Origin of the sequence: Paenibacillus sp. GCM10027629 (genome assembly GCF_042676425.1) — a bacterium.
GTDB lineage: Bacteria > Bacillota > Bacilli > Paenibacillales > Paenibacillaceae > Paenibacillus_K > Paenibacillus_K terrigena.
In genome coordinates this window covers 1,800,904-1,820,973 of the sequence record NZ_JBHTGZ010000009.1, presented here as the reverse complement: position 1 = coordinate 1,820,973, position 20,070 = coordinate 1,800,904, and the positions used below count along the sequence as shown (strand labels likewise).

Sequence of the window (20,070 nt, the reverse complement as noted above, 5' to 3'; positions counted from 1 at the left end):
ACCGTGGTTCTAGCGATTATCTCAATCATTCTAAGTTATCTCATCGGTGCGATTAGCTTCAGTGTCGTCATTGCCAAATGGCTGAAAGGCATTGATATTCGCCAGCATGGCAGCGGCAACGCAGGTGCAACAAACACGTTACGAGTCCTTGGTAAAGGGCCGGGAATTTGTGTATTATTGTTGGACATGGCCAAAGGTGTCTTAGCAGTATGGCTAGGCAAGTGGATGGGCGATATTTCGGCCTGGGTTCCCGTTCTATGTGGTATTGCGGCGATTGTCGGACATAATTGGCCTATCTATTTTCGGTTCAAAGGCGGGAAAGGAATTGCGACGACGATTGGTGTCATGGCAACCCTTGCCTTCTTGCCATCCTTATTCGCGGGAATTACGGCGATTATTGTCATTGCTGTGACAAGGTATGTATCACTTGGTTCATTAATACTCTCCGCGGTATTGCCTATTCTACTCATTGTGATGAATCGTCCGTATGAAATATTATGGGCGAGCCTACTCTTGTGTGTATTCGCATTCGTCAGACACCGTTCGAATATCGTGAAGATTGTTCAGGGGAAAGAGAACAAGCTGGGTGCGAAGAAAGGGGAACGTCGCGTTGTCTAAAAAAGTAGCTGTCCTTGTAGCAGGAAGCTGGGGTACTGCATTAGCCAGCGTCCTTGCCAATAACGAGCATCATGTCATGTTGTGGTCGCGAAATGCCGATCAAGTGAACCAGATTAATGAACAGCATCGGAATGAACGTTATTTGCCCGGGGTTGATTTATCGCCTCGGATCGAAGCGACGACTTCGATGGAAGAAGCTGTTCGTGATGCGGAGGCTGTCTTGATTGTTGCTCCGTCATCTGCGATGAGAGCTGTGGCACGTGAGTTGAAGGCTTATCTTCAGGCTGATACCTTGGTTATTCATGCGACAAAAGGCTTCGAGACGGAGACGCTGAAGCGTATGTCTACCGTGATAGCTGAAGAATTAGAATGCGATGCTTCAGATATTGTTGTTTTATCCGGGCCAAGCCATGCGGAAGAAGTCGTACGGTTGTGTCCGACAACAGTTGTCGTCGCGTCGGCGAATCTTCAAGCAGCTGAAGAAGCACAAGATTTATTCATTAACTCCTTTTTCCGCGTCTATACGAACCCGGATGTGCTAGGAGTCGAGTTATCGGGTGCGCTCAAGAATATTATTGCGCTCGGAGCAGGTCTTTCAGATGGACTCGGTTATGGAGATAATGCGAAGGCAGCGCTGCTAACACGTGGATTAGCTGAGATTGCAAGACTGGGTCTAGAGATGGGTGCGAATCCGATGACCTTCGCAGGACTTGCTGGTGTCGGAGATCTTGTTGTGACATGTACAAGTCAACATAGTCGAAATTGGCGGGCAGGGTCGAAGATCGGGCAGGGCAAATCGATTGATACCGTGCTGCAGGAGATGGGTATGGTCGTCGAAGGCATTCGAACCACCAAAGCTGCTTACGCGTTAGCTCGTGATTATCATGTGGATATGCCAATCACAGACCAACTCTATCAAGTGCTGTTCGAGAATAAACCAGGCAAACAAGCTGTGGAAGCGCTCATGGGTCGTGTGCGTAGGCATGAGATCGAGGAAATAGCGAAGACACAGAAGGAAGATTGGCTTAGAAATTCGTAGGCTCTGTTCGTACGCCTACACCAAGCAGCTTTCCCCCTCATATGATGTGTAGAAGTTAACGTCAGAGGAGGGGTACGATGGCCAAAAATGTGTCTAAGGATATATTAAATAAAGTGAAAGAGAAGACCGGTAAAAGTATAACCGAGAATCAAATCAAAAAATTAGCCAGCAATGTGAAACCTAGTACGATGCAAAGCGAATCCCAGCTGCGGGAACTCATTAAGCAAGTATCGAACATGGCTAAAATTCCAGTATCGGAAGCAACCGTCAATGACATCATTAAATCCGTAAAGAACAGCGGCGGCTTGAGCAATATGGAGTCTGTGATGAAGATGTTGATGAAGAAGTAGGTTCCGAAGAACAAAAGTGGACTCTGAGATTGGAAGAGTCATCTTTTGTTCTTTTTTTTTGAGTGCTATAATGTTGTGAAGCCTGTATGATATAAATAGTTGACAGCAGAGAAATGGGGGCTATTATGGGACAAGCAATACAGTTAATCGGTAAAAAAATCACAAAATCTATCGAAGCGGAAGTTGGGAAGTCGATCCTCGACTTGGCGATCAAGCATGATGTGGACTGGGGTTTCTCCTGTACACGGGGTACTTGTGCACGCTGCCGGTGTTCTATTGAGACAGGTACAGAGTTCCTGGAACCACCGACGGATGCGGAACGGAATCGTCTGGATGACGAAGAGATCGAAGAGGGTTATCGACTCGGCTGCCAAGCGATCATTCGTGAGGTAGGCGCCATTACCGCCAAGAACAAAACATACTTCTAGAAGGAAGTTCAAAAAATCACCTTATGATCACGAAGAATTATCGAGAAGCGGTATCGACATCGAATCTTGCATTCAACTTCGAAGTCTGGTGCTCATTTAGGTTTTGCCTAAACTCCGCTCCTCCTTCTTCAGTTTTATGCAACCTTCTCGATGCTGATAAGCCGATTTTTTGAACAACTATTTAACTCAAAAGTGAGGCATAACCGATGCAGTGCGAAGTAACATTTGAACCGGAACATCGAAAAATACAAGTGAGACCTGGCATTTCCATATTAGATGCAGCACGACGCGCTAAAATCGCCATTCGTACGCGATGTGACGGAAGGGCTTCTTGCCTAATGTGTAAAGTTGAAGTGCTGAATCAAGAAGGGCTAATGCCTCCGACGAAACAAGAAAAATTAAAACTGGGCTCGCTCGTCGAACGTGGTATTCGGCTTGGTTGTCAAGCGCGAGTTAGCGGTGATACGTCGGTTAACGTCCCGGAAGATCCGCTCAAAGCAGCGATTCGGAAGCAGCTTGCCCGTCAGAAACAGGAGGATGACTGGTTGTGATTGCAAGAGCACGTATCAAGTACATACGAACAGCCGGGATCATGGTGGTGCTCATCATGCTGGCCTTATCAACAACGGGATGTCTGTATCCCAAGGAACTCCGCGCGGAGAACCAGGTCTCTTATCGTGAGACGGTTTTGCTTGTGCAGAATGCAGTAGAGGCATATCAGAAAGAGAAAGGTATATTACCCATTATGACGAGCGGTACAGATGTTCCGAAGTTCGAGAAGTATCGGATTAACTTCGAACCCCTGGTGGATGGGAAATATTTGAGCGATGTGCCGAATGCTTCTTACGAAAAGGGCGGTCCAGGTTACTTCATCATTATCAACGAGGAAACCAAGCCAGCAGTAAAATTGATGGATCTGACGGTCTACCAACATATGAATGATATTCAGAAGCTCGTCGATCAGTTCGCGAAAGCGCATCCAGGTACCTTGCCGCTGGGGAATGAATTGTATCCAGATTTCTATCAAATTGATGCAAAGCAGCTAAACGGTAAAATGCCAGAGATCAAGAGCGTCTATTCCGGGGAAGCGGCACCAATCATGATCGACAAGAAGGGGAAAGTCTATGTCGATTATGCTGCAGATATTGTAACTGCAATCCAGAAGGCAGGGGGAAATGTGAATGCTAAGGTAGAGGATTTACGTGAATATTTGGTCGAGGCGTCCTTCTATTCACCGGTAAAATCAACAGCATATCATTGGGTGAATGAGCAGCCCGTTCCTGTGCGAAGTAAAGAATAAATCATTGGAGAGGTGACCAAGATGGGCGAGAGCAAACTTAAGAAAAATTCGTCAACATATAAGGGAAATAAGTCAAAGTCGAAACCGAACAACAAATTTTTTGGATGGTTTCTAGGGATTGTCGTTGTGTTACTAATTGGAGCATTAGCAGCCATGAATGCCCTCTCCCCATCCAAAGCGGATGAGCCGCCAGTCGAAGGTAAAAAGTATGAGATCTCGACTGTAGGGCAGCCGGTCTTAGGAAATAAAGATGCCAAAGTAGAAATTGTGGAGTTCGGTGACTTCAAGTGTCCATCCTGCCGACAGTTCGAAACGGATGTGTTCCCGAAACTGAAAGAGCAATATATCGATACGGGTAAAGCGAAAATAAGCTTTATCAATTTCTCGTTCATGAGTGAAACATTTAAGCTGTCAGATAACGATTCGAAGCGTGCTTCACTGTTCGGTGAAGCGGTATATAAACAGAACCCAGAGGCATTCTGGACGTACTACCAACATCTATACGAGCAGCAAGGTGATGAACGTGAAATATGGGCAACAGAAGAGATGCTCTCGAATATCGTGAAGGATATCCCGGGCATTGATGTGGAGAAAGTCAAGAAAGAGGTTAAAGAAGGGCTGTACGATAAAGAATTGGAGAACGATCATAAGATTGTAGATCAGCTTGGCATTACGTCAACCCCGACCATTTTTGTCAATGGTCAACCGATTGACAAACCATCTCTAGAGAGTGTCTCCAAATTGATTGAAGCCGAGCTGGCGAAATAACGGAGGGCTCCTCATGAGACAATGGATGCTGAAGTATGGGCTCTATGTTGCGTGGCTCATTTCCATCATTGCAACCGTAGGAAGTCTATACATGAGTGAAGTGCTGTTGTATGAACCGTGTCGATTGTGCTGGTTCCAGCGCATCTTGATGTACCCGCTCGTCATTATTCTAGGGATTGCCGCTTATGAACATAATACTCGTATCACCCGATATGCACTGCCGCTTGTCCTGATTGGCGGCTCCATCTCGACTTGGCATATTCTCGAACAGAAGATTCCTGGATTTGCACAGCTGGCACCATGCAAAGTGGGTATTCCATGTAATTTTGACTATTTGAATTGGTTCGGATTTATTACGATTCCTATGCTGGCTTTAACAGCATTTGTTCTTATTGCTGTCGTACTTATCATCATCGGACGCGGAGCGCAAGACCAAGCGTCTGATCATTAATATTTAGTAAGTCCTTCAAGCGGGTAACCGTGTTGAGGGGCTTTTTATTTTGTTAGAGGCAAATAAGATGAATATGGTTGCCATTCCGCTCATATATCATACTTGGAAGGCTTCATGGACGGTAACACCTCGAAGAGAGAGATGACGAGAATCTATTTTTTTACAAACAAACGTCATATTTTTTCCACTCGCTCATAAGATGTTACTAGTCCAAATGCATGTACGAGTTAACGTCGCATTGCGCGCATTTCGCATAGTTGATTCCTGGCGGCGGCAAACACTGGCGACAACGGCAACAGCTCATACGTTGCAGTGAATAGTGATCAAGTTTTCTGGTAGATTCGTCTATCAGAGAAATTTTAGGAGGGGATATCAGTGGAAAAAGTGGACATTTTTAAGGACATTGCTGAGCGTACCGGCGGGGATATTTACCTCGGGGTCGTCGGTGCGGTCCGCACGGGAAAATCAACCTTTATCAAACGGTTTATGGAGACGGTTGTTTTACCCAACATAACAAGTGATGCAGACCGCGCTAGAGCGATTGATGAGTTACCTCAGAGTGCTGCGGGCAAAACGATTATGACGACTGAACCGAAATTCGTACCGAACAATGCGGTACAAATCCGGGTCGCTGAAGGCCTTGATGTGAATGTGCGTGTTGTGGATTGTGTGGGCTACGCGGTATCGGGTGCCAAAGGATATGAGGATGAGAATGGACCTCGCATGATCTCTACGCCTTGGTTCGAAGAACCGATTCCATTCCAAGAAGCAGCAGAGATTGGTACGCGCAAAGTCATCCAGGAGCATTCGACGTTAGGCGTTGTCGTAACGACAGATGGTACGATTGCTGAAATTCCTCGCAGCTCCTATGTTGAGTCCGAAGAGCGAGTCATCGCTGAATTGAAGGAAGTCGGCAAGCCGTTCGTCTTAATCATTAACTCCACGCGCCCTCGCAGTGATGAGGCATTGCAATTACGCACCGAACTCGCTGCCAAATACGATATTCCTGTTATGACGCTCAGCGTCGCCACGATGGGTGAAGAAGATGTGATGGGCGTACTGCGCGAGGTACTCTACGAGTTCCCAGTGCATGAAGTGAACGTCAATCTTCCGAGCTGGGTGATGGTGCTGAATGATAACCACTGGCTCCGGAGCAACTACGAGAACTCTGTTCGCGATACGGTGAAGGACATTCGCCGGTTGCGTGATGTAGATCGCGTTGTGGCTCAATTTATGGAATATGATTTTATCGATCGTGCAGGACTGAGCGGAATGAATATGGGTCAAGGAGTTGCCGAGATTGACCTATATGCACCGGATGAACTGTATGATCAAATCTTGATGGAAGTCGTCGGCGTTGAAATTCGTGGGAAAGACCATCTCTTGCAGTTGATGCAGGAATTCAGCCATGCGAAGCGGGAATATGACCGTTTCTCCGAAGCGTTGGAAATGGTCAAGACGACGGGTTATGGAATCGCAGCGCCGACGCTTGCTGAGATGCAGCTCGATGAACCTGAGCTCATCCGTCAAGGTTCAAGATTCGGTGTACGCTTGAAGGCAACTGCACCGTCCATTCATATGATCCGTGTGGATGTTGAATCAGAATTCGCACCGATCATCGGTACCGAGAAACAGAGTGAGGAACTGGTACGTTACTTAATGCAAGACTTCGAGAACGATCCGATCAAGGTATGGGATTCAGATATGTTCGGTCGCTCTTTGCACTCCATCGTGCGCGAAGGCATTCAAGGCAAAATTGCGATGATGCCGGATAATGCCAGATATAAACTGCAGGAGACACTTGGACGAATCATCAACGAAGGCTCAGGCGGTTTGATCGCAATCATTTTATAGGACCATTTCATTCTATATTTAAGCAAAGAGGCGCTTACATAAGCGTCTTTTTGTCGTTTTCCGGGAAAATTAGCCAAAAACTTTCATAAAACCAATTTACAAGGTCGGAATTAAAGGTTATAGTATTGCTTAACGAATCTATGGAAAATGGTTCCTGTAGATTACTAGATTAAGAACTTGTTACGGGGGGAAATGAAAATGAAAGCAAAGCTTGGAACAGTAAGTAAAAAGTTGACGTTAATTTCCTTGATCTTGATGCTGTTTATCATCAGTGCATGCGGTGCAAAGGATACAGCAAGTGATGTCAAAGCAGATGCCGGCTCAGAGAAGACAGCAGATGCATCGAAGGATCTACCGCTTAAAGGAAAGAAAATCGCACTCGTGATGCAATTTAACATCGGTACATTCTCGCAGCAATATATCGAAGGCGTGAAGGAAGAAGTGAAGAAGTTCGGCGGTGAAGTGAGCGTATTCGCTGCAGATAGTGACTTGACGAAAATGGCTTCGAATCTGAATGTTGCGATTACACAGCAGTTCGACGGGATTCTAACGGATCACGGAACGGCTGAAGCGCTTCAGGCGGGTATTCAAAAAGCTGTAGATAGCAAGATCCCCGTGGTTGCTTTTGACGCGGATGTCAAAATTCCAGGTGTCACTGTGCTTCAGCAAGGCGATCAGAAGATGGCAGAAATGACGCTTGAGCAAATGGGCAAAGATATCGGCGGTAAAGGTAATATCGTTAAAGTATGGGTTGCAGGTTTTGCTCCAATGGAACGCAGACAAGTCGCTTATCAAGATTTCCTGAGCAAAAATCCGGATATTAAAGAGGTTGCGACGTTCGGTGCAGCGTCCGCGAATACAGCGCTCGATACGCAAGCTCAAATGGAAGCGATATTGAAGCAATACCCGAACAAAGGTGACATTTCAGCGGTATGGACAGCTTGGGATGAATTCGCGAAAGGTGCATCACGTGCCATTCAACAAGCAGGCCGCGATGAGATTAAAGTATATGGTATCGACATGAGCGACGAGGATTTGCAGATGATTCAAGACAAAGCGAATCCATGGGTAGCATCCGCTGCAGTAGATCCGAAGGATATCGGCCGCGTCCAAGTTCGCTATCTCTATCAGAAACTGCATGGTGACACGACAGATGATACGGTAGTACTTGACCCTGTATTCGTTCACCGTGATGCGCTTCCTGCGGAGCAAGTATCGACGACTGATCTGTCCAAATATATTAAAGGTTGGGGCAGCAGTTCCCAAGGATTACAAGATTGGATGAAAGATTACGAGAAATAAGGAATAGTACATTGAACAACAGAGCGAAATGAGGTTCGAATGCGATGACTGCAAACCAAGAGACGTTACGTCTAACGCGCATCACGAAGTCGTTTGCGGGAATTCCGGCGCTCAGCGAAGTGGATTTCACCGTTCATTGCGGTGAAATTCACGCGCTTCTCGGCGCAAATGGAGCTGGCAAAAGTACATTGATGAAAGTATTGTCCGGTGCCTACACCCTAGATTCCGGATCGATCACGATTGGTTCACAAGAGATTCAGATGCAGTCGCCATCGGATGCGAAACGACAAGGCATTCATTGTGTATACCAAGAGGTAGATACCGCGCTTGTGCCGCAGATAACCGTTGCTGAGAATATCCTACTAGACCGACTTTCCAACAGGGAAGGCGGTTTATGGCATTCTTGGGGACAAATCTATCAGGAAGCAGAAGCAGCGTTAGCCAAATTAGGCGCATCGATCGATGTTCGTCAAAAAGTAGAAGGACTGAGTCTTTCCGAGAAACAAATGATTTTAGTCGCGAGAACGTTGGTGGAGAAAGCGAAGTTTATTATTTTCGATGAGCCAACGGCGCCGCTCAGCCATGAAGAGACGAATAATCTATTCCGTGTCATGAAGCAAATGAAAGAGGATGGGATTGGTTGTATCTTTATTTCTCATCGATTGCCGGAAGTATTCGAGCATTGTGATCGCGTGACGGTTATGCGCGATGGCAAGCATGTGTATACGGAATCCACGTCGAGATCTTCCATTGATGAGGTGATCGGGCAAATGTTGGGCAAATCCTTCGATGAAGAGTTTCCGAAGCGGACGGTACCTATCGGTGAGGTCTTGCTCAAGACTTCTCAATTGACTTCGGGAAACAAGGTCAAGCAGGTCAATCTTGAGGTTCGTGAAGGAGAAATCGTGGGCGTGGTCGGACTTGTCGGTGCAGGAAAGACGGAGCTGTCGAATGTGTTATTCGGCTCATTGCGAAGTGATAGTGGACACGTTCAGTTACGCGGGACTTCACTTAGGCTGAAAGATCCTACAGATGCGATAGATGCAGGGATCGTGCTCGTACCTGAAGAGCGTCGCAAGCATGGGATTATGGTTGAAGACTCCGTACAGCACAATCTAAGCTTGCCGCTGCTCAAGCAGCTTAGCCGATTCGCCTTCGTTCGCAGCGCGATGGAACAGGCACATGCAGGTCGCCTTATTGAGCGTCTGGGTGTGAAGACTTCCTCCATGAAGCAGCAAGTGAAGTTTCTAAGCGGCGGTAATCAGCAGAAAGTTGCGATTGGGAAATGGGTAGAGACCAAAGCGGATGTATTTCTCTTCGACGAACCAACGAAAGGTGTCGATATTGGGGCGAAGAGCGACATTTTCCGATTGATTGGGGATCTTGCCGAGCAAGGCAAAGGCATTCTGTATTTCACTTGTGAATTTGCGGAAGCCATCGGTATTGCGGATCGGATTTTTGTGATGTGTGAAGGCAGAATTGTGAAGGAATTCCGTCAAGAAGAGGCAACACAAGAGAAACTATTGTATTACGCAAGTGCAGGTCGGGAGGAACAGGCATGAAGAACAATGTGCTGCAATTATTATTTCGGTATGGATCATTATTTGTCATTTTTGGCGTTATACTCTTTTTCTCTTTAACGCTTCCACACTTTTTCAGTTATGCGAATTTGGCTGATATTCTACGTTCGATTTCAATCGTGACCTTCGTAGCTATCGGGGTAACCCTTTCGCTAATTGTGGATGGATTTGATTTATCAGTAGGATCGACCGTTTCGATCTCGACCGTCGTTGCGGCATCCTTGATGGTATGGTACGAGCAACCACTCTATATCGTCATTTTGGTTCCGCTGTTGATCGGGGCCGTCATTGGTTGTGTCAATGCTTTCTTTATCGTGAAAATCCGCATTCCAGACTTACTCGCGACGCTTGCGGTCATGTATATCGTATCTGGATTGCATAAGACATACACGTCCGGCTACTCCATTTATAACAACATGCAGTTCCAAGATGGCACGAAAGCGCCGGGTAAATTCAGTGAATCGTTCTTATGGCTAGGACAAGGCGAATGGCTTGGGATTCCGATTCCCGTCATCTTGCTTATTATCGCTGTAGCCGTTGTTCATATTTTCTTGACGTACACGCGCTTCGGCAGACAAATGTATGTCACTGGTGGGAATGAAGAGGCTGCACGGTTGTCTGGGATTAAAGTCAAAAAAGTACGTACGCTTGCTTATATCGCTTCCGGTATGTTCGCAGCATTTGGGGGTGTCCTGTTCGCAGCACGGATTGGATCGGGGCAGATCGATGCGGGTGCGCCACTCCTGATGGAAGCTGTTGCAGCGGTATTCGTCGGATTCTCCGTAATGGGCGCGGGGAAACCAAATGTGATCGGGACATTTTTCGGCGCTGTCTTGATTGGGGTACTTGTGAACGGATTAACGATGATGAACGTGCAGTATTTTATGCATGATATTATTAAAGGTATCGTCCTTGTCCTCGCCCTTGCAGTCACGTTCTATTACCTGCATCGGACCAGATCAGGGAAGAATTAAGCAAAGTTTTGGATTTTTCAATCGTATTATGCGCTAAAACGGCCGTGGGCACTTGAAATTCTGGGCACAGTGTATTACTATAAGTTTGTTCCTGCCTGCACGAAGGTGCCGGGCCGTTTTGAGAAAGACGAATATCCAAGCAATATGTATAATTTTTAGCGAAACGGTAAAGACAGTATGATATTGGAGCATAATCCTTCTGGGGAGGTGAAAAGAGCATGAACAAATCTGAATTGATTGCACAAGTAGCTGAGGCAACTGAGCTTTCGAAGAAAGATGTGACTAAAGCAGTAGATGCAGTATTTGATGCCATTTCTGCAGCACTTCAAAGCGGCGATAAAGTTCAACTCGTTGGCTTCGGTAACTTCGAAGTACGTGAACGTTCCGCTCGTAAGGGTCGCAATCCGCAAACGGGTCAAGAAATCGAAATTCCAGCTAGCAAAATCCCAGCGTTTAAACCGGGTAAAGCACTTAAAGACGGAATTAAATAAACGATTGTACATATTAGAGTGTTTTAGAATTAGTCCGTGACTGTTGTTCACGGCTTTTTCTTTTCTATTCGATGGATGAGGGAGTAGAACCGAAGATTCGAAGGGAGCGTCATGCAGGTGGAAGAGAAAAATAATAGCAACGCCGAGTATATTATCGTCAAGGCTAAATCCCAAGGCGTCCAAGTCATTGGCTTAACGCGTGGACAAGATACAAGATTCCATCACACCGAGAAGCTAGACAAAGGTGAAGTGCTTATCGCGCAGTTTACAGACCACACTTCAGCGATCAAAATTCGCGGCAGTGCAACGGTATTGACCAAATACGGTACGGTGGAAACAGACAGCTAGAAAATTTGCAGGCATAGCCTGCTTTTTTTGATTGTACAATGCAGTAGGGGTTATTCATGGACGAACAGTTCCATGCGAAAGGGGCGCTATTTATGCGTTTAATTAGACCAATCTTACTTGCATGTACAGGATCACTGATTGTTACACTAATGATTTCATTGCTCGTACACGGGTATATGCAGCCTCCTTCTGATCATAAGACGTTGCCGGTATTTTCCGAGGCAGCGCCGATCGACATTCATTCGAATAATCTGGTTGATGTCCTTGCAGAGCTTCCGCTTCAAATGCATATTAGTCGTGTGGTCTGGAGCGGAACTACGCTTACACTTGATCTAAATGTGAGGAATACACCGGATGCGGCTCAAGACATCTATAAGCATATGCATCAGATTATTTTATTCAGTTTCACCCAAACAACGAATGTGAAGCAGCTCTTTCTACGATTTGTAACGCCGGATGACGGATCCACCTCGACGAAGCGTCTACTCCTTGCAGCGGATGCTAGCCGAGATGATTGGGATCGTGCGGACTTGGAGATGCTTCGTACATTAACGATCGGACTTTCTCCTGAAGTTGAAGACAAGCTGCATTTACGATATACCGCATTATGGAATAAAAAATTCGGATCTACGGATTAATTTCTGTCAAAAAAAGCGAATGAGATTCAGTGCGTGGGTAAATAACTTATGCTATAATAATTTAGATTGCTCGGTCTAGAGAATTTTGTACTCGCAGTATGCTCGGAGGCATCTTAATGAAACGATATCGGATTCCAGAATTGGCCGAAAAGGCTATGAAACATGATATGATCAGCAGCAACATGGAGGTGCCCGATTTCCCGGACGCTCGCATTCGTCTGTTGTTTGTTTACTTGGATAAAAACCCAACTATCAAGCGAAATAGCGAGCTATATGCACTCGCTTCTTCTTTGGTGCAGATGGGTCTTGACACCCATGACTTGATCGATACCGATGACGAGAAGAAATCGGAGCGAGAGATGCGAACGCGTCAAGTTAACGTACTAGCAGGAGACTTTTTCAGTAGTCGATTTTACCAGTTGCTCGCACAAGCGGGTGAAGTGAATATGGTGAGACAATTAAGTGAAGCCGTGTGTGAGGTGAACCGGCAGAAGATGAATTTGTACATGCGTGTGAAGCAATTACTGCTCTCAACCGATGAATATTTATCACTTCTCATTCAGCTCAAAATGTATTTGTTCACTGCTTTCCAGTCCGTCATAGATGAGGTAAATCAGAAGACTTGGCCTGACATGCTCCGTGCCTTTACACAATGTGAAATTGTTCGTGAAGAAATGAACAAGAATAACGAATTACGTTCGTTCAAAGGCTCATGGGCCTATTGGCATATCCTGCAAGAGGGAACAGAAGAAGACCAACTGTTGCTGCGGGATAACAAAGTAGAAGTTCGTCATATCCAGTCCTTATGGACGAAATATAATATACACAATTTATTATTAGATAAGCTTCGTCAGACCATTGCTGATATTCAGAACATGCTTCGCGAGCCCGTCTCAGAGAAGATTCATCGAGACCTTATGAGTATTGCAGAGCCATTCCTTCGAATAACGCATGAGCCTCTGACAGTCGTGAAGGAAGGTTGAGGAAATGATGGATACGAATTCATCCAAAACAAAGGAACAATTCGTTCACGCCGTCTTCGAGAATATTGCACCGAAGTACGATATGATGAACGATGTCCTGAGTTTTAGGCGCCATAAGGCGTGGCGTAAATTTACGATGAAGAAGATGAATGTGAAACCTGGGGATACGGCGATTGATCTGTGCTGCGGTACCTGCGACTGGACCATTAGTATTGCAGAGGCTAGTCAGACAGGGAACATTGTCGGTCTTGATTTTAGTCAGAATATGTTGGATGTAGGTAAAGTGAAAGTGGATCGCGCAGGAAAAACCCGGCAGATTGATTTGGTACAAGGAAATGCGATGGAACTCCCGTTCGAAGATAATCAATTTGACTATGCGACGATCGGCTTTGGTCTACGCAACGTCCCGGATTTGAAACGGGTACTTAAGGAGATGCAGCGAGTTGTTAAGCCCGGAGGGATGGTCGTATGTCTCGAATTATCCAAGCCGACCTGGCAGCCATTCAAAGGCATTTATTATTTCTACTTCCAAAAGGTTCTTCCACTCATTGGCAAATTTCTTGTGAAGCGTTATGAGCAGTATAAATGGCTTCCAGATTCCTTAGTTGCTTTTCCAGGTCGATATGAACTAGCGGAAATATACCGCGAGATTGGACTGCATGATGTTCAAGCTTATCCACTGACCGGTGGTATTGCTGCGCTTCATATTGGGATGAAGGAGCGTAACAATGTTTAAGAAAATTGCTATATTTCTAGAAATGATCAAGTTCGAACATACATTATTCGCATTACCCTTTGCATTCATGGGCTCCATTCTTGGCTCGGTTGTCGTGCATCATCATTTACCTTCCTGGGCGCAGATTGGTTGGATCTTACTCGCGATGGTAGGGGCAAGAACGGCAGCGATGTCTTTGAATCGTCTGATTGATGCAGCGATTGATAAGAAGAATCCGCGTACGGAAGGTAGAGCTATTCCAGCGGGGTTGCTCAAAATCGGAGAGGTCGTATTATTTACCATCGTTTCATTCGGATTATTATTTTGGGCGGCAGCTGAACTCGAACCGCTTGCAATGCGCTTATTGCCAATTGCGGTCTTTTTTCTTGTGTTCTATTCTTATACGAAACGCTTTACTTGGCTATGCCATGTGGTACTTGGACTCACCATCGCACTCGCTCCTTTAGGCGGATGGGTGGCTGTTACGAATAGTGCTGATTGGTCGGCCATAGTATTCTATCTTACCGTCGCATTCTGGACAGCGGGCTTTGATATTATTTATGCGTGCCAGGACTATGAGTTTGATAAGTCGCAGGGTCTTCATTCTATACCTGTACGCTTCGGGCTGAAAGGTGCACTATGGATCGCGCGCGGTTTTCATATTCTTACAGCAATTGGATTCATCTCGTTATACCTGATGACAGATTTGAGCTGGATGTACTTTGCCGGAATGATTATTGCCTATGCGATTCTTTTCTACGAACACAAATTGGTGAAGCCGCATGATTTAAGCAAAGTGAACACGGCTTTCTTCTCGATGAATGGAATCTTAAGCGTCGTCGTATTTGTGTTTACATTCCTTGATTTGGTGGTGTTCCAATAAGATGAACATCATGCCGCAATCGAAGCGATGGGCTGTCGGAATCACGGGTGCTAGCGGCTCGATTTATGGAATTCGGTTGATCGAGGTCCTGCTTGCAGCGGGGTTCGAAGTGCATATCATCATCACGGATGCCGGATGGCGTGTGATCAAAGAAGAGCTCGGGTGGGAAGTTGTTAAGCGCCAAGATGTATTGAACCAGAAGTTCGGACATTATGAAGGCCATTATATCTATCACCCGATTCAAGATATCGGCGCGAGCATTGCAAGTGGATCCTTCCGCGCTGCCGGAATGTTCATTATGCCTTGCTCGATGGGGACGTTATCGTCCATCGCTCACGGAGCATCAGATAATCTGATGGGACGAGCTGCTGACGTGATGCTCAAGGAAGGGCGTCCGCTCATCATCGTGCCACGTGAGACACCACTGCACGCAATACACTTAGAAAATATGTTAAAATTGGCACGGCTGGGCGTTCGAATCGTACCGGCTATGCCAGCATTCTATTATGGGCCTCAGACCTTGGACGACATCGTGAACTTCCTTGTTGGCAAGGTGCTCGATCAGGTCCATATCGACCATGAATTGTACATCAGATGGGGGGATTCGGATGAGCAGCAAGTCAAGCAGTCCGATTCGCATCGGAGAGATTAATTATACGAATGTCTGGCCGGTGTTTTATCATTTTAGTCCAGAGCAACTAAGAATTAACGTGGAGACGATGCATCAAGTCCCTGCACAGCTCAATCAAGCAATGCTCGAAGGAAGAATCGATTTGGGCCCGATCTCGTCGTTTGCCTATGGCGCATCTTGGGAGAAATATGTTCTTTTCCCTGATTTATCAGTAAGCGCATTTGGTCCTGTTCGATCGATTCTATTGTTCTTGAAGAAACCGCTTGAAGAGGTGCTGCATGGTACGATCGCACTAACGAATACCTCAGCAACATCGGTAAATTTACTCAAGATTATTATCGAGAAATTCTATGGCGGTTCACCCACTTATCTCGTGATGGATCCGTCGCTCCCTGAGATGATGGAACAAGCAGATGCGGCCCTCCTCATTGGAGATCATGCGATTCGAGCAGATTGGCAGCATACCGATTATGAAGTAATGGATCTTGGTGAACGTTGGAATGCTTTTACGGGCGAGTGGATGACTTTTGCGGTCTGGGCTGTGTCTCGTCAAGTGACGGAGAACTATCCAGAAGAGATGCGTTCGATTCTGCGAGCATTCCATGACAGCAGAGCGCGAATTAAGCAAGATGTTGAGCCGATCGTACGTAAAGCTACCATTGAAATTGGAGGTACACCAACTTACTGGCGTCGATATTTTGGAGGATTATGCCATGATTTTGGACAATCGCAGCAAAATGGGTTAGAATTGTATTTCCGATATTGCAAGGAACTCGGGCTTATCGATAAGGAAGTTGAAATCTGCATTTGGTCAGATAATACGGTCACACAGGTGAAAGAATGAAACTAATGGAACTCTATACGACGATGAAGAAAGACGTGCAATTCATCGAGAATCAGCTTGAGTCGGAGATTCGCTGTGACCATGAGTTGCTGAGCGAAGCGTCATTGCATTTATTTAAGGCAGGGGGGAAACGGCTTCGCCCTGTCTTCGTACTGCTGTCTGGCAAGTTCGGGACCTATGATCTGGAGCAGCTGAAGTATGTTGCTGTTCCACTAGAGATGATTCATATGGCTACGCTCGTTCATGATGATGTGATTGACGATGCGGATACAAGACGGGGACAGCTTACGGTCAAATCCAAATGGGATAATAAAATTGCCATGTATACGGGGGACTACCTCTATGCGAAAGCTTTGACCATTGTCACCCAATTACATAATCCAAAGATTCACCAGATCTTATCGAAGGCTATCGTGCAGATGTGTATCGGTGAATTGGAGCAGTTAAGAGATTTCTTTAATACAAATCAATCGATACGTAACTATTTGCTCAGAATACGGCGTAAGACAGCCTTGTTGATCGCAATAAGCTGTGAGCTAGGAGCAGTAGCTTCGGGCGCTTCTGAAAAAATTAGTGCAGCTTTATATCGATTCGGTTACAATGTAGGAATGGCTTTCCAAATCCGCGATGATTTGCTCGATTTATGCGGGACGGAGAAGCAAATTGGCAAACCGCCTGGCAGTGATATGCGCCAAGGCAACATTACATTGCCAGTCTTGCTCGCGCTGCAAGAAGACAAGCTTCGAGAACCATTGCTGTCCGAGATCGCAGAGATACAGCGACAGGAAGGCAATTATGATGCGTCCACCGCGATTCGAATGATTCGTGGCAGTCAAGGTCTTGAGCTGGCTGAGCAAATGGCGGATCGATATATCGCCAAGGCATTGCGTGCTTTGGAAGGATTGCCAAATAGCAAGGCGAAGAAGAATTTAACCGACATCGCTCACTTTGTTGCGAAGCGTTCCTACTAACATGAAGGTAGTGAACGATTGCATATATAGTTTTTTTGACTAATTTGAGGGGTGAAAGTTGTGGAGAGAACATTTTTAATGGTTAAGCCAGATGGCGTACAACGCGGTCTCATTGGGGAAATCGTAAGTCGTTTTGAGAAGAAGGGGTTTCAACTTGTCGCGGCTAAATTAATGGTAATTCCGCGCGAGAAGGCCGAATTTCATTATGCAGAGCATGCGGCAAAACCGTTTTTTGGAGAACTCGTCGATTTTATTACGTCTGGCCCTGTTTTCGCCATGGTATGGGAAGCAGATCAAGTCATTCCATTAGCTCGTGCAGTGATTGGAAAGACGAATACATTGGATGCGCTTCCAGGGACGATTCGCGGAGATTTCGCTGTCCACACGGCTTTCAATTTAATCCACGGCTCCGATTCACCAGACAGTGCAGAGCGTGAGATTAACAACTTCTTTGAACCTCATGAATTAGTCAGCTACGAGAGAGCAATTAAACCTTGGATCTAGTCCGAAAGGTGATGTTTGGATGGAGAACCTATTAGAGAGAGATGAAGACTATACTGTATTTATACGTAAGATTAAGGAGAAATCCGGTATTGATCTTGCGCAATATAAAGAGGCACAAATGAAGCGTCGTCTAACGACGCTTCGCCTTAAACATGGATACAACACGTTTGTCGCTTTTTATGATGCGATGATGAAAGACAAAGTGTTGTTCTATGAGTTTTTGGATCGGATGACGATCAATGTATCGGAATTTTGGCGAAACCCTAATCGGTGGGATGTTCTGCGAACGAATATTTTGCCGACATTACATAAAACTAACCCACGGTTGAAATTATGGAGCGCGGCATGTTCCACGGGAGAAGAGCCTTATTCATTAGCGATGATCTTGGCCGAAGCGGGCTTGCTCCGATCTGTTCAGATTCATGCCACGGATATTGATGATGGCGCTTTGCAGCGTGCGAAAGATGCGTTATATCAGGAACGGTCCTTAAAGGAAGTTCCGCCGAATTATGTAGAACGTTATTTTACGAAACAAGGCGATTATTATCATGTCAAACCTGAACTTATCCAATCCATTCAATTTAAAAAACAGAATTTACTCGAGGATACCTTCGATTCACAATATGATTTGATCATTTGCCGCAACGTCATGATTTATTTTACAGAAGAAGCAAAGTCGAAGTTGTATCACAAATTCGCTAAAGCATTAAGACCGGGCGGTGTATTGTTCGTAGGAAGCACGGAACAGATCTTCACACCAGCGCAATATTCGCTTGAATCCTCAGAGACATTCTTCTATCGAAAGAAATAATTCCACACGGATGTATAATACGCGGGATTCCTGCCAATACTATGATCAAGTGCCAAATTTGGAGGGTTCGCAGAATGGACAAACGGAAAGTCATTGCTGCATATCGTCGTGGATTCCTTACGATTCAAGAATGTGCGCAAATATTAGGCGTTGAATCTGTGCAGATGAAAGGGATCATGAATGATCCGCAATTCGCGGATGTTCCGATTGCACTTAAGAAACATTCAGCTAACGGATAGCAAGGCCCTCATGGAAAATGAAATCGGATGATGAACACCTTCACTTACGCGAGTTTGCGTGGTGGAGGTGTTTTTGTATCGCTTGGTTGTCAAACGTATCCTCCTATACTATAATGAGTCAAGATATTAACGGATTTTAGCCAATTGCAGTTTTACAGTTTAAAGGGGGAAAGCAACGTGAGTTTACGTTATTTGACAGCTGGAGAAACCCACGGACCACAGCTTACAGCAATTATTGAAGGACTGCCTAGTAATTTGACGTTAGATTTCGAAGAATTGAATTTCCAATTGCATCGTCGTCAGAAAGGTTACGGCCGCGGACGCCGGATGCAAATAGAGAAAGATACAGCGAATATTGTTGGCGGCGTGCGCCACGGGAAGACAACAGGAGCCCCTGTTGCGTTGGTTGTCGAGAATAATGACTGGAAACACTGGACAAAGATCATGAACATTGAGCCGATGGAAGGTACGGACGAAGAGAAGCGTCGTGTACATCGTCCACGCCCAGGGCACGCGGATTTGAACGGTGGCTTGAAATATAATTTGAAGGATCTGCGCAATGTGCTTGAACGTTCAAGTGCTCGCGAGACGGCAGCACGTGTGGCTTGCGGTGCGATTGCTCGTCAGCTGCTAGCTGAGTTCGGCATTAAAGTAGGTGGGCAAGTGATCCGTATTGGGGAAATTGAAGCCCCTGCGAATGATTTGCCGCTCAATGAACTCATTCGTCTTACAGAAGAGTCTTCCGTTCGCGTTGTCGATCAAGAGACAGAGAAGAAGATGGAAGCTTATATTGATCAGATTAAGGCGGAAGGCGATTCCATCGGCGGGATCGTGGAATGTATCATTGAAGGCGTCCCCGTTGGACTTGGAAGCCACGTGCAATATGATCGTAAATTGGATGGACGCATTGCACAAGCGGTCATGTCTATCAACGCATTCAAGGGCTGTGAGATCGGAATTGGCTTTGAAGCAGGCAAGATTCGTGGTTCACAAGTCCATGATGAGATTCTTTATAACGAGGAACAAGGTTACCATCGTGCAACGAACCGTCTTGGTGGGTTTGAAGGTGGAATGACCAATGGCATGCCAATCGTCGTACGTGGTGTAATGAAGCCAATTCCAACGTTGTATAAGCCATTGGCTAGTGTGGATATCGATACGAAGGAACCGTTCACTGCACAAGTTGAGCGTTCGGATAGTTGTGCTGTTCCTGCCGCAAGCGTCGTGATGGAGCATGTCGTTGCGTGGGAAGTTGCGAAAGCATTCTTAGAGAAATTTGGTGGCGATTCCATCGAAGAAATTCGTGCCAACTTGAACAATTACTTAGCACAGTTGGAGAGTTACTAAT

General features: G+C 45.9%; 25 protein-coding genes. All 25 read left to right on the top strand.

Going from position 1 to position 20,070, the window contains the following annotated elements:
- The first annotated feature begins 3 nt into the window (after positions 1-3).
- The 25 genes from plsY to aroC all read left to right on the top strand — a co-directional run bounded on the left by plsY (position 4) and on the right by aroC (position 20,069).
- The gene (gene plsY / locus ACFQZR_RS17945; protein ID WP_018755297.1) at positions 4-618 is read left to right on the top strand and encodes a glycerol-3-phosphate 1-O-acyltransferase PlsY; all 615 of its coding nucleotides are present in this window, start codon (positions 4-6) and stop codon (positions 616-618) included.
- Entirely contained in the window at positions 611-1,657 is a 1,047-nt protein-coding gene (locus tag ACFQZR_RS17940; RefSeq protein ID WP_379348244.1) for an NAD(P)H-dependent glycerol-3-phosphate dehydrogenase, read from the top strand. Before plsY ends, ACFQZR_RS17940 begins: the two co-directional genes overlap by 8 nt.
- 77 nt (positions 1,658-1,734) lie before the next feature.
- Positions 1,735-2,007 carry a stage VI sporulation protein F gene (locus tag ACFQZR_RS17935; protein ID WP_018755299.1) on the top strand — a complete coding sequence of 91 codons (273 nt, stop codon included), beginning with the start codon at positions 1,735-1,737 and terminating at the stop codon, positions 2,005-2,007.
- A 125-nt stretch (positions 2,008-2,132) separates the two neighbouring features.
- Positions 2,133-2,435: a 2Fe-2S iron-sulfur cluster-binding protein gene (locus ACFQZR_RS17930; protein ID WP_379348241.1), complete on the top strand. Its 303-nt coding sequence runs from the start codon at positions 2,133-2,135 to the stop codon at positions 2,433-2,435.
- Positions 2,436-2,641: 206 nt separating this feature from the next.
- Positions 2,642-2,986 (top strand): 2Fe-2S iron-sulfur cluster-binding protein, encoded by a 345-nt coding sequence (locus ACFQZR_RS17925; RefSeq protein ID WP_379348239.1) that lies wholly within the window; start codon positions 2,642-2,644, stop codon positions 2,984-2,986.
- A complete protein-coding gene (locus ACFQZR_RS17920) occupies positions 2,983-3,735 on the top strand; it encodes a hypothetical protein (RefSeq protein ID WP_379348237.1) in 753 nt (250 codons plus the stop codon). The genes ACFQZR_RS17925 and ACFQZR_RS17920 overlap by 4 nt, the downstream gene beginning before the upstream one ends.
- A 21-nt stretch (positions 3,736-3,756) precedes the next feature.
- Positions 3,757-4,503, top strand: a complete 747-nt coding sequence (locus ACFQZR_RS17915; RefSeq protein WP_379348235.1) for a DsbA family protein — start codon at positions 3,757-3,759, stop codon at positions 4,501-4,503.
- Positions 4,504-4,516: 13 nt separating this feature from the next.
- Positions 4,517-4,954, top strand: a complete 438-nt coding sequence (locus ACFQZR_RS17910) for a disulfide oxidoreductase (RefSeq protein ID WP_379348233.1) — start codon at positions 4,517-4,519, stop codon at positions 4,952-4,954.
- A 375-nt stretch (positions 4,955-5,329) separates the two neighbouring features.
- A complete protein-coding gene (spoIVA, locus tag ACFQZR_RS17905; protein ID WP_379348230.1) occupies positions 5,330-6,808 on the top strand; it encodes a stage IV sporulation protein A in 1,479 nt (492 codons plus the stop codon).
- 198 nt (positions 6,809-7,006) lie between these two features.
- Positions 7,007-8,110, top strand: a complete 1,104-nt coding sequence (locus ACFQZR_RS17900) for a sugar ABC transporter substrate-binding protein (RefSeq protein ID WP_379348228.1) — start codon at positions 7,007-7,009, stop codon at positions 8,108-8,110.
- Between the two features lie 44 nt (positions 8,111-8,154).
- Positions 8,155-9,672 (top strand): sugar ABC transporter ATP-binding protein, encoded by a 1,518-nt coding sequence (locus tag ACFQZR_RS17895; protein ID WP_379348226.1) that lies wholly within the window; start codon positions 8,155-8,157, stop codon positions 9,670-9,672.
- Positions 9,669-10,664: an ABC transporter permease gene (locus ACFQZR_RS17890; RefSeq protein WP_379348224.1), complete on the top strand. Its 996-nt coding sequence runs from the start codon at positions 9,669-9,671 to the stop codon at positions 10,662-10,664. Before ACFQZR_RS17895 ends, ACFQZR_RS17890 begins: the two co-directional genes overlap by 4 nt.
- Positions 10,665-10,882: 218 nt before the next feature.
- Complete coding sequence (locus tag ACFQZR_RS17885; RefSeq protein ID WP_018755309.1) at positions 10,883-11,155, top strand: HU family DNA-binding protein; 273 nt, start codon at positions 10,883-10,885, stop codon at positions 11,153-11,155.
- Positions 11,156-11,266: 111 nt separating this feature from the next.
- Positions 11,267-11,503 carry a trp RNA-binding attenuation protein MtrB gene (gene mtrB, locus ACFQZR_RS17880; protein ID WP_018755310.1) on the top strand — a complete coding sequence of 79 codons (237 nt, stop codon included), beginning with the start codon at positions 11,267-11,269 and terminating at the stop codon, positions 11,501-11,503.
- Positions 11,504-11,559: 56 nt separating this feature from the next.
- The gene (locus ACFQZR_RS17875) at positions 11,560-12,141 is read left to right on the top strand and encodes a hypothetical protein (protein ID WP_379348221.1); all 582 of its coding nucleotides are present in this window, start codon (positions 11,560-11,562) and stop codon (positions 12,139-12,141) included.
- Positions 12,142-12,257: 116 nt separating this feature from the next.
- Positions 12,258-13,124: a heptaprenyl diphosphate synthase component 1 gene (locus ACFQZR_RS17870; protein WP_379348219.1), complete on the top strand. Its 867-nt coding sequence runs from the start codon at positions 12,258-12,260 to the stop codon at positions 13,122-13,124.
- A 4-nt stretch (positions 13,125-13,128) separates the two neighbouring features.
- Positions 13,129-13,860, top strand: a complete 732-nt coding sequence (locus tag ACFQZR_RS17865) for a demethylmenaquinone methyltransferase (RefSeq protein WP_379348217.1) — start codon at positions 13,129-13,131, stop codon at positions 13,858-13,860.
- The gene (locus ACFQZR_RS17860; RefSeq protein WP_379348215.1) at positions 13,853-14,722 is read left to right on the top strand and encodes a UbiA-like polyprenyltransferase; all 870 of its coding nucleotides are present in this window, start codon (positions 13,853-13,855) and stop codon (positions 14,720-14,722) included. The genes ACFQZR_RS17865 and ACFQZR_RS17860 overlap by 8 nt, the downstream gene beginning before the upstream one ends.
- A 1-nt stretch (position 14,723) precedes the next feature.
- Positions 14,724-15,374: a UbiX family flavin prenyltransferase gene (locus ACFQZR_RS17855; protein ID WP_018755315.1), complete on the top strand. Its 651-nt coding sequence runs from the start codon at positions 14,724-14,726 to the stop codon at positions 15,372-15,374.
- The gene (locus tag ACFQZR_RS17850; RefSeq protein WP_379348212.1) at positions 15,331-16,197 is read left to right on the top strand and encodes a menaquinone biosynthesis protein; all 867 of its coding nucleotides are present in this window, start codon (positions 15,331-15,333) and stop codon (positions 16,195-16,197) included. The genes ACFQZR_RS17855 and ACFQZR_RS17850 overlap by 44 nt, the downstream gene beginning before the upstream one ends.
- A complete protein-coding gene (gene hepT / locus ACFQZR_RS17845; protein WP_379348210.1) occupies positions 16,194-17,168 on the top strand; it encodes a heptaprenyl diphosphate synthase component II in 975 nt (324 codons plus the stop codon). The genes ACFQZR_RS17850 and hepT overlap by 4 nt, the downstream gene beginning before the upstream one ends.
- 60 nt (positions 17,169-17,228) lie before the next feature.
- Positions 17,229-17,672 carry a nucleoside-diphosphate kinase gene (ndk, locus tag ACFQZR_RS17840; RefSeq protein WP_379348208.1) on the top strand — a complete coding sequence of 148 codons (444 nt, stop codon included), beginning with the start codon at positions 17,229-17,231 and terminating at the stop codon, positions 17,670-17,672.
- A 19-nt stretch (positions 17,673-17,691) separates the two neighbouring features.
- Positions 17,692-18,483 carry a CheR family methyltransferase gene (locus ACFQZR_RS17835; protein WP_379348206.1) on the top strand — a complete coding sequence of 264 codons (792 nt, stop codon included), beginning with the start codon at positions 17,692-17,694 and terminating at the stop codon, positions 18,481-18,483.
- 74 nt (positions 18,484-18,557) lie between these two features.
- Positions 18,558-18,722 carry a hypothetical protein gene (locus tag ACFQZR_RS17830; protein ID WP_018755320.1) on the top strand — a complete coding sequence of 55 codons (165 nt, stop codon included), beginning with the start codon at positions 18,558-18,560 and terminating at the stop codon, positions 18,720-18,722.
- A 177-nt stretch (positions 18,723-18,899) separates the two neighbouring features.
- The gene (aroC, locus tag ACFQZR_RS17825) at positions 18,900-20,069 is read left to right on the top strand and encodes a chorismate synthase (RefSeq protein WP_379348203.1); all 1,170 of its coding nucleotides are present in this window, start codon (positions 18,900-18,902) and stop codon (positions 20,067-20,069) included.
- Position 20,070 lies beyond the last annotated feature (1 nt).